The following is a 14,086-nucleotide window of genomic DNA, read 5'->3' on the forward strand; positions in this document are numbered from 1 at the left end:
GCCGATCTCCGAAGTCGTGCGGTGGGGGTGCCGTGTTGCGGCGAGGGGAGCCCGAGCGCCGGGGCTACGCGGTGGCGAGGACCGCCTTCGCCGAGGTCGTGCGGCGCAGAGTCACCGCGAGCGTCGTCGCGACGAGGGACAGCACGCCCCACACGACCAGCGCCGCGATCGCCGAGCCGTTCCCCGCGATCAGGCCCGCGAAGGCCGGAGCCGTCGGCAGGGCGGCTCCGAGACCGGCGAGCCAGTCGGGAACCGTGGAGATGAGCCCGGTCGCGACCGCGAGGACGCCGACCAGGGCCGCGATCCAGCGTCCCGTGCCGCCGAAGAGGGCGACGAGCGCCTGGTTCACGGCGGCGAACACGATCCCGGCGAGCACCGCGGTGCCCGCGAACGCCCACCACGCGGCGGCGTCGTAGCCGGCGATGATCTGCACGACCAGCGAGACGAGCAGGCCCTGTCCCGCACCGATCAGCGCGGCCGGAGCGAACGCGCGCAGCGTCAGGGCGGCCGACGGACGCCGCGAGGTCAGAGTCCGGGCGGTGTGCGCGCGCATCACCAGGAACGACGCGAATCCGCCGAACCACAGCACGACGGCCGCGAGCAGCGGGATCGCGGTCGGGCCGAAGATGGTGTTCATCGACGAGTCCGTCGACACGGGGTCGGCGATGACCGAGGCGAGCGACGTCGACTCCTCATCGCTGAACGAGGGGAGCGAATCGGCCGCGGTGCGCAGACCGCCGGCGAGATCGCCGGTGCCCGTCGCGAGGGTGTCCAGTCCTGTGGCGAGCTCGGACGTGCCGGTGGCGAGCTCGGTCGCGCCGCCCGACAGCTGGGTCGCACCGGACGACAGCGAGCGCGCACCGGCCGCTGACTGGTCGATGCCCTCACCGGCGAGCTGGTTCAGTCCGCCCGCGAGCTGCGAGGCGCCGGCGCCGGCCTGAGACATGCTCGCCGCGAGAGTGCTGAAGGTTCCGGGAATCGCGGCGACACCGGGGGCGACCAGGTCGCTGTTCAGCACTCCGGATGCGGTGCCGGCGGACTCCGCGGCGACGCCGGCATCCGCGGCTGCAGCGGAGAGCTCATCGCACATCGCCTGTCCGTTCGTGGCGGGGACGCAGGCAGCCGCCATCTCGCCGAGACGCTGGGCCAGATCGGCCGACTGCGTCGCCGCCGATCCCGCGGAAGCGGAACCTGCCTGGATCGCTCCGACGAGCTGGTTCATGCCTCCGACGTTCTGCTCCAGAGCTGCAGCTCCGCTCGTGAGTCCGGCGCCGATCTGCCCGGCGCCGGTGGCCGCTTCGCGCGTCTTGCCCGCGATGGTGTCGAGCCCGGAGGCCAACGACGACGCCCCCGTCGCGAGCTGGCTCGCCCCGGAGGCGAGCTGCGTGGCGCCGTCGGGGATGGCGGCCGCGCCGTCGGCGGCCGATCGGGCGCCGGTGGCGAGTTCGACGGCGCCGTCGGCTGCCTCGCCGATCTGATCGCCGATCGTGGTGAAGCCGACGAGGATGTTGTCGGTCGTCGCCTCGGTGAGCATGGTTCCCATGGTCGATGCGGCGACGTTCGCGATCTGACCGGTGATGAGGTCGTCGGCGACGAGGCCGTCGTCGGGGGTGGTCACCGTGATGGTGGCCTTCTCGGCATCCCCTCCGCCGTCGGCGACGGCCTGCCCCGCGGAGGTCGCCGCCGCGGAGAAGTCCTCGGGAATCGTGATGACGGCCTGGTAGGTGCCGTCGGCCAGCCCTTCCTTCGCGTCGTCCTCGTTCGAGATGACCCAGGTGAGGTTCGAGTCGAGCTCGTCAGAGCCCTCCACGAGTCCCGAGGCCAGCTGACGCCCGAGGGGCGTGAGCTGGTCGTCGATCGTGACAGGCTCATCCAGGTTCACGATCGCCGCCGTCATGGAGTCGAGCCGCTCGGTCGGGTTCTGCAGCGCCGCGACGAGGATGCCGCCGACGGCCGCCGGCAGGAGCAGGATGCCGAGGATGGTCAGCCACGTGACCGGCTTGCGGGAGCGGGCGCGCTCGATGGGGAGTGTCATGCGGTCACCTCGGTGGATTCTGCGGCGATTCGGCGCGGAGCGCGCGTGTCGAGTGTGTCGGCGTCGGGCCAGCCGGCCTCGGCGAGAGTCGTGCGGGCCGATGCGGCATCGGCAGCGGTGGCGAAGACGGCGAGGGGCCGTGAGGCCGCGGCATCCCGGAGCATCGCTGCCGCCTGGTCGCGCTGGCCGCCCGTGAGCCGGTCGAGGCCGTCGATCACGACGACCGCGGAGGTGCCCCGCAGGGCTTCGGCGAGATCGTCGAGCGCGGCATCCGCATCGTCGACGAGCACGCACCCGACGTGCGAGCGCACCCAGGCCGCGCGGCCGGGGAGCAGGTGGCCGCCGACCCGGAGACGCCCGTCGCTCGGGGCGATGCGGCCGGCGATCGTGAGCGCCAGAGCGCGGCGGGTGCGCGCGTCGCTTCCGGTCGCGACCACGGCGCCGCCCTCGAGGATGCGCACCGTCAGGCCTTCGATGACCGGCGCGTCCGCGCTGATCACCAGGTCGTCCGCTGCCACGACGGAGCCGTCGCCGGGCCACTCGGACAGGTGGCGCTCCCGTTCGACGGCCTCGCCCTCGATGTCGACGCGGGGGAGGATCTTCTCCAGCCAGGTCGGGATCTCCCAGGCGCGCTCGCCGAGGATGGCCATCAGCGCGGGGATCAGGGTCATGCGCACGAGGAAGGCATCGATCGCGATGCCGGCCGCGAGGCCGAGGGCGATGGGCTTGAGTGACGAGTCGCCCTCGGGGACGAATGCGACGAACACCGCGAACATGATGAGGCCTGCGGCCGTGACGACCTTCGCCGAGCCGGTGAATCCGCTGCGCACGGCGCGGAGGGCGGCGGCACGACGGGTCGCGCGATCGGAGCTTTTCGAGGCGGGATCGTGCACGAAGTCCTCGCGCATGCGGGAGACGAGGAACACCTGGTAGTCCATGGCCAGGCCGAACAGCACGCCCATCAGGATGATCGGCATGAAGCTGATGATGGGGCCGACCTTGGCGACATGGAGGAGATCGGCGAACCAGCCCCATTCGAAGACCGCGCCGACGACGCCGAATGCGGCGACGATCGAGAGCAGGTAGCCGAGGGCGGCGGTGATCGGCACCCAGAGCGAGCGGAACACGATCGTGAGCAGGATCAGCGAGAGCCCGATCACGAAGATGCCGAACGGCAGGAGGGCGTTGCCGAGCTGATCGGAGATGTCGATGCCGACGGCCGTGAAGCCGGTGACCTTGAGGTCGATCCCGAATTCGTCGAGCCACTCGTCGTGGTGAGACCGGAGTTCGCGCACGAGGTCGGCCGTCGCAGGATCATCGGGTGCCGTCTCCGGGATGATCTGCACGATGCCGGTGTCGGCGGTCTCATTGGGGGTCGCGAGGGCGACTTCCTTGACGCCGGGGATGTCGGCGACGGCGTCCCCGAGATCCTCCATGAGCGTGAGCGGATCGGTCGAGGTGACGATGGTTCCGGTGAGGATCAGGGGACCGTTGAAACCGGGCCCGAACTCCTCGCCGACGAGATCGTAGCTCTGGCGCGCCTCGGAGTCCTTCGGCAGCACGCCGGCGTTGGGGAGGGCCAGGTTCAGGCTGAGCGCGGGCACTGCCACGATGCCGAGCCCGATCACCACGGCGAGCGAGACCAGGACGGGATGCTTGGTGACGCCGCCGACCCAGCGGTCGCTGAACCCGCGACGCGGAGCGGCGACCTTCTGTCCCTTCTTGGGCTTGGGCGCGCGACGCGGGCGGCCGACGACCTTGCCCTTCATGAAGCCGAGCAGTGCCGGAGTGAGCGTGACCGCGATCGCGACCGCGATGGCCACCGCGACGGATGCCGCGATGCCCATGGTCGTGAGGAACGGGATGCCCGCGAATCCGAGACCGATCAGGGCGATGAGCACCGTGACGCCGGCGAAAACGACAGCGGATCCGGCCGTGCCGACGGCTCTGGCCGTGGATTCCTCGGGATCGACGCCGTCGCGCACCTGGTCCTGATGCCGGGCCATGATGAACAGCGCGTAGTCGATGCCGACCGCGAGGCCGAGCATGAGTGCCAGAAGCGGGGTGGTGGAGGAGACGGTGGCGAACGCGGTGGCCGCGAAGATGCCGGCCATCGAGATGCCGACGCCGAGGACCGCCGTGAGGAGGGGGAGCCCGGCGACGACGAAGGAGCGGAACGTCACGATCAGCACGAGCAGCGCGATCAGCAGCCCGACCGCCTCGGTGAGCGTCAGGCCGGGGATCGATGTGGCGAAGAGGTCGCCGCCGAGCGCTGTCTGCGCGCCGTCGGGGAGCGCTTCGCCGAGCTCATCGGACACCGCCCGCAGGGAGTCCTTCGTCTCGTCCGAGACGTCGGTGGATTCGCCGTCGAACTGCAGCCGCACGATCGCGGCGGTCTCGTCGTCGTTGATCATGCCGCTGACCATCTCGTCGTAGGGCGAGTTGGCCGCGAGCACGCCGTCGAGGTCTTCCATCTCGCCGATGGACTGCTCGATCTCGTCGCGATAGTCGTCGTCGGTGACCTTGTCGCCGTCGGCGGCGACCACGATGATCTGCGCGCTGGTGCCGCTCACCTGGGGGAACGAGCGCGACAGTTGCTCGAGACCGGCCTGCGATTCGGTGCCGGGGATCGAGAACGAGTTGTCCGTTCCGGCACCGAGGACCAGGGCGCCCGCCCCGGCGATGCCGAGCGCGAGGAGCCAGGAGACGAGGACACGCCACGGATGCCGGTAGGACCAGCGACCGAGCGAGGACAGGAGAGTGGACACGCGTTCCTCCGAGAGATGCCGATTGGATACACAGGTGTACTCAATACATAGATGTATCGTAAAGTGACCCGCCCGCTGGAGTCTGTGTGCGGGGTGTGAATCATGCGAGAGTGAAGGGTCAGGAGGTTTCGATGACGACACCCGCAACCCGCAGTCGGGAGAACACGCGTGCCCGACTCCTCGAGGCGGCGGCACAGGTCTTCGCCGAGGTCGGCCTCGACGGCGCCTCCGTCGAGGCCGTCTGCGAGCGCGCCGGTTTCACTCGCGGCGCTTTCTACTCCAACTTCGAGTCGAAGGACGAGCTGTTCCTCATGCTCACGGCCAGTGTGGCCGAGGTGCGCGTGAACGCGGTCCGCACCCGGGTCGAGGAGATGACGGCAGAGGGCGCGCTCGCCGAAGGCTGCGACCCCATCGACCTGGTGCAGCAGGTCATGGAGCTCGGGGGCGATGATCGCCTCGGGGTGATGCTGATGAGCGAGATCCGCATCCGTGCCCTGCGCGACGAGCAGTTCGGCATCGCCTACCTGGCGCAGGAGCGCGAGATGGTCGCGAGCATCGCGCAGATCGTCGAGGACATCGTCGCGGCGGGGCGGCTGAAGCTGCGACTGCCGGCCGACGTCGCGGCCCGCATGCTCATGATCGTCTGGGAGGGCATGACCGTCCGCGGTGCGATGGCCGGCCAGGACGACGAGAAGCTCCGCCACTCCGGGAGCGAAGAGCTCGGCCGGCTGGTGCAGCTGCTCATCGAGGGCTGAGCCGGCTCAGGCCTCGGCGAGCACTCCGTGGCAGCGCTCGAGTCGGGCCAGCCACCAGTCGCGGCGCTCGGCCGAGGCGGCCAGGCGCGTGAGCGCTGCGGCATCCGGCGTCACCCGGCCGACGGGGATCGCGCCATCGACAGGGCGCAGGTCGGCGACATCATCGAGGAAGAGCGACGAGGTGCCGAGTCCGCAGTCGTAGTCCAGGTTCGGGAGAGCAGCCGCGAGGGCGGCGCCCTGTGACAGGCCGATCGCGGTGTCGAGTGCGCTCGACACGACGACGGGGAGACCGGCGGCCGTCACGATCTGCAGTGCGTGCGTCACTCCGCCCAGCGGTTGCGCCTTGATCACCAGGATGTCTGCGGCGCGGGCGCGGGCGACGGCGAGCGGATCGGACGACTTTCGCACGCTCTCGTCAGCGGCGACCGGGATGCCCATGTACTTCACCCGCTTGCGCAGGTCGGCGAGCTCCGGCACGGTCGCGCACGGCTGCTCGACGTACTCGAGGTCGAATTCGTTCAGGGCGTGCACCGCGTGCTCGGCCTCGTCGACGTTCCACATCCCGTTCGCGTCCACGCGGATGCGACCCTCCGGGCCCATCGCCTCCCGCACTGCGCGCACCCGGGCGACGTCGTCCGCGAGCGTCTGGCCGGGCTCGGCGACCTTCACCTTCGCCGTCCGGCATCCGGCGAAGCGCGCCAGGACCTCGGCGACGCGCTCCGCCGGGATCGCGGGGATCGTCGCGTTCACGCGTACTCGATCGCGCAGCGGCGCGGGCTGGGGATGCCAGCCGAAATCGATGGCGGCGGCGAGCCAGCTCGCGGCCTCCGCATCGTCGTACTCCACGAAGGGGGAGAACTCGGCCCACCCCTCCCGCCCCTCGAACAGGAGCGCCTCCCGCGTGTCGACGCCGCGGAAGCGGGTGTGCATCGGGAGCGAGGCGACGCGGGCGGAAGCGAGGAGGTCTGCGAGCGGGGGGAGCATGACCCCATTGTGCCCCCATGCTTCTCGTTCCCGTGGCAGCTGTGGCGGGTCGTGGATGGAGACACCCGCCAGAACTGTCACGGGAGCCCTCACATAAATGTGTGATTGACAATGGTGTGTGACGCACAGTAACGTGTGATTCATGAACGAGACGCTCGACACACATCTGCAGGAGCTCAGGCGCGGCACCATCGTGCTCGCCTGCCTGCAGCTGCTGCGCACGGCGGGGTACGGCTACGGACTGCTCGAGGACCTCGAGCGCCGCGGCTTCGCCACCGACGCGAACACGCTGTACCCGCTGCTTCGCCGACTGGAGAAGCAGGAGTACCTGACGAGCGAGTGGAACACCGACGAGGCCAGGCCCCGCAAGTTCTACCGCACCTCGGAGACCGGCGTCCGGCTGGCCGACACCCTCACCGACGAATGGCGATCTCTCACGACGGCGATCGCATCCCTCACCTCAGAGGAGAACTGACATGCCTACCAAGACCACCCTCACCGAGCGGTACATCACCGCCACCATCCGCAGCCTGCCCGCGACGGCGCAGGCCGATGTGCGGGCCGAGCTCGAGGCATCGATCGCCGACGCCGTCGAGGCCCGCGTCGAGCAGGGCGAGCCGCGCGAGGCCGCCGAGCACTCCGTGCTCACGGAGCTCGGCGACCCGGGCGTCCTCGCCGCCGGCTACGCCGATCGCCCGCTGCACCTGATCGGCCCGCGCTACTTCCTCGTCTGGTGGCGACTGCTGAAGCTGCTCCTCTGGATCGTTCCCGCCTGTGCGGCATTCGGCGTCACGATCGCCAAGATCCTGGAATTCGCGACGATCGGCGAGACCATCGGCGCGGTCGTCGTCGTGATCATCCAGGTGATCGTGAACGTGGGCTTCTGGACCACGCTCGTCTTCGCGATCCTGGAGCGGACGGTGCCGGTGCCGGAGACCGAGTGGAGCGTCGACCAGCTGCCGGAGATCTACGAGACCCGTGCCGGCTTCTCCGAGATGATCGGCTCGATCATCTTCCTCGTGCTAGCGGGTGCCGCGATCCTGTGGGATGCGCTGCGAGGCTTCGTCCGCACGGACGGCGAGGCGCTGCCCATCCTGAACCCGGAGCTGTGGCCGTGGTGGATGACGGCGCTGCTCGTCCTGATGGCGGCGGAGCTGCTGCTCGCGATCGCCGTCTACCGCGCCGGACGCTGGAACGCCGGCTTCGCCGTGGTGAACACCGTACTGGCCATCGCCTTCGCCGTTCCCGCGCTGTACCTGCTCGCCTCGGGTCAGCTGGTCAACCCGGAGTTCCTCGACTACCTCGCGACGAACCACGCAGACGACCTCGCGAATGCGAACGCCGGTGCCGCCGAGCAGGGCGGGGTGCTGCGTGTGGTCAGCGTCGTCCTCGGCGTCGTCACGGCAGGGATCGTCGTGTGGGACATCATCGACGGCTGGCTGAAGGCCTCGCGCGCGCGCCGGAGCTGAACTCCCGGCAGACGGAACGCCGCCCTCTTCGGGGCGGCGTTTCGTCGTTCTCGGGGAGGGCGGGAATAGGCTGGATCCCGTGACCACCGCATTCGTCTCCGATCTGTTCGACCCCGCCGAATGGGTGCTCGCGCCCGGAGCCGAGGACTACACGGACATCACCGCCCACGTGACGCACGACGGGGGCGTCGCCCGCATCGCGTTCGACCGGCCGGAGGTGCGCAACGCCTTCCGCCCCCACACGGTCGACGAGCTGTACCGCGCTCTCGACATCGCGCGTCAGGACCCTCGCATCGGCGCGGTGCTGCTGACCGGCAACGGCCCGAGCCCGAAGGACGGCGGGTGGGCGTTCTGCTCCGGCGGCGACCAGCGCATCCGCGGACGCGACGGGTACAAGTACTCCGACGCTTCGACAGGCTCAGGGGCCCAAGGGGCGACGGGCTCAGAGGCCGAGGGTTCCTCCGCTCGCGTGGGACGTCTCCACATCCTCGAGGTGCAGCGTCTCATCCGCTTCATGCCGAAGGTCGTCATCGCCGTCGTCCCGGGATGGGCAGCCGGCGGCGGGCACTCGCTGCACGTGGTGTGCGACCTGACGATCGCCTCGGCGGAAGAGGCGCGTTTCAAGCAGACGGATGCCGACGTCGGCAGCTTCGACGCCGGATACGGCTCCGCCTACATGGCCCGCCAGACCGGGCAGAAGTTCGCGCGGGAGGTGTTCTTCCTGGCGGAGGAGTACTCCGCGCAGCGCGCCTACGAGGCCGGCGCGGTGAACCGCGTCGTGCCGCATGCCGAGCTCGAGGTCGAGGCGCTGAAGATGGCACGGACCGTGCTGACCAAGTCGCCCACGGCGATCCGGATGCTGAAGTTCGCGTTCAACGCGGTCGACGACGGGCTCGTCGGACAGCAGGTGTTCGCCGGTGAGGCGACCCGCCTGGCCTACGGCACCGACGAGGCCGTCGAGGGACGCGACTCGTTCCTCGAGAAGCGCGACCCCGACTGGTCGTCGTTCCCCTGGCACTACTGAAGCCCGCGGACCTGCCATGACCGCCCTGATCGCGACGGATGCCGAAGACCCGGGGCAGCTCCGCGACGCGCTGCAGCGCGCTCTCGACGACGGGCCGGCCCTGGGCTTCGGAATGCTCGCGGGTGCACCGGACGAGGTGCCGGACGGTATCGCGGCGGTCATCGCGACCTCCGGGTCGAGCGGCATCCCGAAGCGCGTCTCCCTGAGCGCGGAGGCGCTGCGGGCGAGTGCCGAGGCGACAGCGAGCCGCATCGGCAGCGGGCGGTGGCTGCTCGCACTGCCCGCCGGCTACGTGGCGGGGCTCCAGGTCCTGGTGCGATCGATTCTCGCCGGCACGGAGCCGGCGGTGATCGACGGCCGCTTCTCGCCGAATTCGTTCGCCGAGGCGACGTTCGAGATGCTGCGACCGGCGCCAGGGTCGAGCGCCGGCCTCCCGGACCTGTTCACATCCCTCGTGCCCGCCCAGGTCGCGACGCTGCTCGACGCGGCCGGGGACACGGCCGTGCGTGCCGCCCTGCAGGCGTATCGGGCGATCCTCGTCGGCGGCCAGTCGCTGCCCGAACCGCTGCGAGAGCGCGCCGCCGACCTCGGCATCCGTCTCGTCCGCACCTACGGTTCGACCGAGACGAGCGGCGGCTGCGTGTACGACGGGGTGCCGCTCGAGACGGTCACGGTGCGATCGGTCGACGGCGAACTGCGGATCGCGGGCCCGATGCTCGCCGAGGGCTACCTCGGGGACGCGGCCCTGACCGCGCGCACATTCGTGCGCGACGAGCACGGCATCCGCTGGTATCGCACGGGTGATCTCGGACTCGTGGAGGACGGCGTCGTCCGTGTGCACGGGCGCGCCGACAACGTCATCGTGTCCGGGGGGATCAACATCTCGCTTGACCGCGTCGAGCGGATCGTGCGGCGCATCCCCGGCCTGCACCAGGCTGTCGTCGTCGGCGTCGAGGATGAACGCTGGGGGGAGGCCTCGGTGATCGTCGTCGCACGCGGCGAGGTCCTGCGGCGCAGCGAGGGGGAGCAGCTCGCGCAGGCACGCGACGCCGTGGGCGAGGAGATCGGCAAGCACGCACGGCCGGCCCGGATGATCGTGGTCGACGAGCTGGCGGCGCTCGCCTCCGGCAAGCCCGACCGCGAGGCGATCCGGCGCGTGGCCGCCGAGCTCCACTGACACCCGGGGCTCCTGCCAGACTCGTCGGATGGACATACTGCGGTTGGCCGGAGTGCCCGGCGTGGGCAAGAGCACCGTCGCGTGGGCCGTCGCCCGCCAGCTGACGGCCGACGGCGTGCGCGTCGGATACGTCGACATCGACCAGCTCGGCATGTGCTATCCCGCCCCGTCTGAGGATCCCGACCGCTGGGATCTCAAGGAGAACGCGCTCCGACGCGTCGCCCGGTCCTTCGCCGCTGCGGGTGTCGAGCGGCTCGTCGTCTCGGGAGTCGCTGATCCGGCGGACCCGCCCCGGGCGAACGGTCACCCCACGGTCTCGCTCTGGCTGGATGCGGATGAGGCGACGAGGCGAGTGCGTCTCGCTCCCCGGGGCTGGCCGCAGAAGCAGGTCGACGATGTGCTCGCGGTCGGCACGGCGGAGGCCGCGGCGGCTCATCCGGCGTGGGCGAGGGTCGCCACAGACGGCAGCGCCGTCGAGGAGACCGTGCGCATCGTGCTCGAACGGCCGTCTCCCGGATCCGTCGCGACACCCGCGGAGTTCCCGCGGAGGGAGCCCGACGTGGCGGGAAGAATCATCTGGATCACGGGGCCACGATGCGCCGGAGCGTCCAGTGTCGGCTGGGAGATCGCCGCCGAGTCGTGGAGGGCCGGGCAGCGCACGGGATTCGTCGATGTCGCCCAGCTCGGGTTCGTATGGAACGTCGACCGCACCGTGGGGCTGCGCAACACGACCTCGCTGCAGCGGCTGTTCGCCGGAGCCGGAGCGCGGACCCTCGTCGCGGTGGCCCCCTTCGAGACGAGCCCGGCGGCCGTGCGGGATGCCTTCCCCGGCTCCGACATCCGGTTCTTCCGGCTGGATGCCGACGACGACACCCGCCGCGCTCGCGCGCTGCAGGGGGCCGCGGGTACCGGTCCGCTGCTGGCCGGTGACGATCTGATCGGGGCTTCCCCGCAGGCCGTCGACGACATCGTCGCCCTGGGTGCGCGTCAGCGGCAGACGCCTGTGCGCGCGGGAGAGCTTCTCATCGGCAGGGCCGGGATGTCGGCGTCCGAGGTCGCCGAGCAGGTGCGGGCGCACCTGCCAGACTGATCCGCATGGCCCTGTACACCCACGGACATCACGAGTCCGTCCTGCGCTCGCACAACATCCGGAACATCGCGAACTCCGCCGCCTATCTCCGCCCTCACCTCGAGAAGACGACCCGCCTCCTCGACGTCGGCGCCGGCCCCGGATCGATCACGGTCGACTTCGCGGGCGTCGTCGCCCACGTCACGGCCACGGAGATCGACGAGTCCGCGCTGTCCCTGTCGCGGGGCCTCGTCACCGAGCGCAGCCTCACGAATGTCGACTTCTCGGTGGAGGACGTCCACGCGCTGAGCTTCCCGGACGACTCCTTCGACGTCGTGCACGCGCACCAGGTGCTGCAGCATGTCGGCGATCCCGTGCAGGCGCTCCGCGAGATGCGTCGCGTCACCGTCCCCGGCGGGATCGTCGCGGCCCGCGATGCGGACTACGCCGGTTTCCTGTCGTTCCCCGTGCTTCCTGAACTCGACCGCTGGCTCACCCTGTACCGCGAGGCCGCTCGGGCCAACGGCGGGGAGCCGGATGCCGGCCGCCGTCTGCTGTCCTGGGCGCGGGCAGCAGGGTTCGACGACGTCACGGCGACGGCATCCACGTGGTGCTACGCGTCACCCGCCGAACGGGCATGGTGGGGAGGCATGTGGGCCGACCGGATCCTCGAGTCCGCGCTCGCGCGCCAGCTCGTCGACAGCGGGATGGCGACGCCGGAAGACCTCCGCGCCATCAGCGACGCCTGGAAGCGCTGGGCCGATGACGGCGACGGGTGGTACCTGGTTCCGCACGGCGAGATCCTCTGCCGCGCATAGGCGCACGGATACATCTCGAGGCGGATGCCGGCGCTGAGGCGCTCGCGTAGCGTGGGGGAGTGATCCGCCCGCTCTCCCGTACGGCGCTGATCCTCGACATCGTCGGGGCAGCGCTGCTCTTCCTCGTCCTGACGCCCATGTCGGTCGTGTTCTACGGCCCCGGCACGGGCAACCAGGCGATCAACGGCGTCGCGGTCGGCGCCGTCGCCGTCTCGGGCTTCCTGATGTTCGGCGGCGTCGCGATCGGCCGACTCGCCCCGGGACTCGCACTCGCCGCCGCCTGGGCGGGTGCGGTCGTGCAGATGCTGGCGGGCTTCGGCCCGCTTCCGATCGACTTCGCGATCCTGCTCGTGCTCTACGCGACGTCTGCCTGGGGGACCAGGCGCGTGCTCTGGTGGGGGTTCGGATCGGCGCTCGGCGGCGGACTCATCGCCGCCCTGTACATGGTCTTCGTCAACGGCGTCGCGCTCGGGCCCGGCACCGGCTGGGAGAAGCTGACCGCGGGGACCCTGCTGCTGATCGTCTCGGTGCTCGCCCTGGGCTTCGCGTGGGTCTGCGGTCTGCTCTGGCGTGTCGTGCTGCGCGCTCGGCGCACCCGCTCCGCGCAGCTGCAGGCGGAGTCGCTCGCCGCCGAGGAGCAGGAGCGCGTGCGCATCGCGCGCGACATGCACGACATCGTCGCCCACTCGCTGGCGGTCGTCATCGCGCAGGCCGACGGTGCTCGATATGCAGCCGCGACGAAGCCCGAGATGGCGACCGAGGCGCTCGGCACGATCGCCTCGACGGCTCGCGGAGCCCTGAGCGACGTGCGGATGCTGCTCACGCAGCTCCGCCACCGTCAGGGCGACGGGCCGCAGCCGACGCTCGCCGACCTCGAGGCGCTGTTCGCGCAGGTGCGTCAGGCCGGGGTGGAGCCGCTCGTCACGGTCGACCCGATGCCCCCGGGCGAGCCGCCGGGGTCGATTCAGCTGGCGGTCTACCGCATCCTCCAGGAGGCGCTGACGAACGCGATCCGCCACGGCGACGGCAGCGTCCATGTGCACCTGGCGTGGCTGCCGGAGCGCGTCGACATCGAGGTGCGCAACACGGTGTCCGGAGGAGCATCCGCGGCCCCCGGCGGGCACGGGCTCATCGGCATGCGCGAACGGGCACAGCTCGTCGGCGGTAGTCTGCAAGCCGAACGCCGAGGGGCGCAGTTCGTCGTCCGCGGCTCGCTCCCGATCGGCCCGTCGACAGCCGCAGAGACCCAGGAACGAGAGCACGCATGATCAGAGTCGTCCTCGTCGACGATCAGGCCCTGTTCCGCGCCGGCATCCGCATGCTCGTCGCCTCGCAGCCCGACCTCGAGGTGGTCGGAGAGGCCGGCAACGGACAGGAGGCGCTCGAGATCGTGCGCACCAGCCGTCCGGACGTGGTGCTGATGGACATCCGGATGCCGGTCATGGACGGGCTGACCGCCACCGCGGAGATCCTGAATCGGCCGGAGCCGCCGCGCATCGTCATGCTCACGACCTTCGACCTCGACGAGGCCGCGGCCCGGGCGATCCGCCAGGGGGCGAGCGGCTTCCTCCTGAAGGACGCCGACCCGGAGTTCCTGCTCGCGGCGATCCGCACGGTGCATGCAGGGTCCAGTGTCATCGCGGCATCCGCCACCCGCGACCTGTTCGAGCACTTCTCCGAGGCGCCGAAGCCGGTGCCGCCGCAGTTCGCCGATCTCACCGACCGCGAGAAGGAGATCTTCGCGCTCGCCGCACGAGGTCTGTCCAACGCCGAGATCGCCGGACGCGAGTACCTCAGCGAGGCGACGGTGAAGACGCACATCAGCCGCATCCTGACCAAGCTCGCCCTGCGCGATCGGGTGCAGCTCGTCGTCTTCGCGTTCGAGCACGGCCTCGCCTGACGCCGAGCCACCCCTTTCGGCGCTCGGCGAGGGGACGCGATCATCCTTGCGATGTACACGGATGCCCCCTCCGGGCGACGCGCCGGG

At 70.7% G+C, this 14,086-nt stretch carries 12 protein-coding genes; 9 read left to right on the forward strand and 3 right to left on the reverse strand.

The genetic code is table 11. The features are described 5' to 3' along the window. Positions 1-64: 64 nt before the first annotated feature. Both DC434_RS06480 and DC434_RS06485 read right to left on the reverse strand, forming a co-directional pair. On the reverse strand, positions 65-2,035 hold the full coding sequence (locus tag DC434_RS06480; protein WP_116634459.1) for a YhgE/Pip family protein: 1,971 nt from the start codon (positions 2,033-2,035) through the stop codon (positions 65-67). After that, positions 2,032-4,803 (reverse strand): MMPL family transporter, encoded by a 2,772-nt coding sequence (locus tag DC434_RS06485; protein WP_116634460.1) that lies wholly within the window; start codon positions 4,801-4,803, stop codon positions 2,032-2,034. Before DC434_RS06485 ends, DC434_RS06480 begins: the two co-directional genes overlap by 4 nt. Positions 4,804-4,934: 131 nt before the next feature. On the opposite strand from DC434_RS06485, the gene DC434_RS06490 reads away from it, so the two are divergent. Beyond that, positions 4,935-5,558, forward strand: coding sequence for a TetR/AcrR family transcriptional regulator (locus DC434_RS06490; protein ID WP_116634461.1), 624 nt, complete (start codon positions 4,935-4,937; stop codon positions 5,556-5,558). 6 nt (positions 5,559-5,564) lie between these two features. On the opposite strand, the gene DC434_RS06495 is transcribed toward DC434_RS06490, so the two are convergent. Then, a complete protein-coding gene (locus DC434_RS06495; RefSeq protein ID WP_116634462.1) occupies positions 5,565-6,542 on the reverse strand; it encodes an o-succinylbenzoate synthase in 978 nt (325 codons plus the stop codon). Between the two features lie 142 nt (positions 6,543-6,684). Here DC434_RS06495 and DC434_RS06500 point away from each other — a divergent pair, with 142 nt between their 5' ends. The 8 genes from DC434_RS06500 to DC434_RS06535 all read left to right on the forward strand — a co-directional run bounded on the left by DC434_RS06500 (position 6,685) and on the right by DC434_RS06535 (position 13,999). After that, the gene (locus tag DC434_RS06500) at positions 6,685-7,017 is read left to right on the forward strand and encodes a helix-turn-helix transcriptional regulator (protein ID WP_116634463.1); all 333 of its coding nucleotides are present in this window, start codon (positions 6,685-6,687) and stop codon (positions 7,015-7,017) included. Between the two features lies 1 nt (position 7,018). Further along, on the forward strand, positions 7,019-8,011 hold the full coding sequence (locus DC434_RS06505; RefSeq protein WP_116634464.1) for a permease prefix domain 1-containing protein: 993 nt from the start codon (positions 7,019-7,021) through the stop codon (positions 8,009-8,011). Positions 8,012-8,090: 79 nt separating this feature from the next. Then, the gene (locus DC434_RS06510; protein WP_116634465.1) at positions 8,091-9,035 is read left to right on the forward strand and encodes a 1,4-dihydroxy-2-naphthoyl-CoA synthase; all 945 of its coding nucleotides are present in this window, start codon (positions 8,091-8,093) and stop codon (positions 9,033-9,035) included. A gap of 16 nt (positions 9,036-9,051) precedes the next feature. Continuing rightward, complete coding sequence (locus DC434_RS06515; protein WP_116634466.1) at positions 9,052-10,212, forward strand: AMP-binding protein; 1,161 nt, start codon at positions 9,052-9,054, stop codon at positions 10,210-10,212. 28 nt (positions 10,213-10,240) lie between these two features. Beyond that, positions 10,241-11,302: an AAA family ATPase gene (locus DC434_RS06520; RefSeq protein WP_116634467.1), complete on the forward strand. Its 1,062-nt coding sequence runs from the start codon at positions 10,241-10,243 to the stop codon at positions 11,300-11,302. Positions 11,303-11,307: 5 nt separating this feature from the next. Continuing rightward, entirely contained in the window at positions 11,308-12,099 is a 792-nt protein-coding gene (locus DC434_RS06525; protein WP_116634468.1) for a class I SAM-dependent methyltransferase, read from the forward strand. 59 nt (positions 12,100-12,158) lie between these two features. Continuing rightward, positions 12,159-13,367 (forward strand): histidine kinase, encoded by a 1,209-nt coding sequence (locus DC434_RS06530; RefSeq protein ID WP_116634469.1) that lies wholly within the window; start codon positions 12,159-12,161, stop codon positions 13,365-13,367. Beyond that, positions 13,364-13,999 carry a response regulator transcription factor gene (locus DC434_RS06535; RefSeq protein ID WP_116634470.1) on the forward strand — a complete coding sequence of 212 codons (636 nt, stop codon included), beginning with the start codon at positions 13,364-13,366 and terminating at the stop codon, positions 13,997-13,999. The genes DC434_RS06530 and DC434_RS06535 overlap by 4 nt, the downstream gene beginning before the upstream one ends. Positions 14,000-14,086: the final 87 nt, after the last annotated feature.

Source organism: Microbacterium sp. TPD7012, assembly GCF_003075395.1.
Classification (GTDB): Bacteria; Actinomycetota; Actinomycetes; order Actinomycetales; family Microbacteriaceae; genus Microbacterium.

Coding starts and splice junctions, on each gene's coding strand:
- DC434_RS06495 (WP_116634462.1), bottom strand. CDS start 6,542: ATGCTCCCCCCGCTCGCAGACCTCCTCGCTTCCGCCCGCGTCGCCTCG.
- DC434_RS06505 (WP_116634464.1), top strand. CDS start 7,019: ATGCCTACCAAGACCACCCTCACCGAGCGGTACATCACCGCCACCATC.
- DC434_RS06490 (WP_116634461.1), top strand. CDS start 4,935: ATGACGACACCCGCAACCCGCAGTCGGGAGAACACGCGTGCCCGACTC.
- DC434_RS06520 (WP_116634467.1), top strand. CDS start 10,241: ATGGACATACTGCGGTTGGCCGGAGTGCCCGGCGTGGGCAAGAGCACC.
- DC434_RS06535 (WP_116634470.1), top strand. CDS start 13,364: ATGATCAGAGTCGTCCTCGTCGACGATCAGGCCCTGTTCCGCGCCGGC.
- DC434_RS06515 (WP_116634466.1), top strand. CDS start 9,052: ATGACCGCCCTGATCGCGACGGATGCCGAAGACCCGGGGCAGCTCCGC.
- DC434_RS06525 (WP_116634468.1), top strand. CDS start 11,308: ATGGCCCTGTACACCCACGGACATCACGAGTCCGTCCTGCGCTCGCAC.
- DC434_RS06500 (WP_116634463.1), top strand. CDS start 6,685: ATGAACGAGACGCTCGACACACATCTGCAGGAGCTCAGGCGCGGCACC.
- DC434_RS06480 (WP_116634459.1), bottom strand. CDS start 2,035: ATGACACTCCCCATCGAGCGCGCCCGCTCCCGCAAGCCGGTCACGTGG.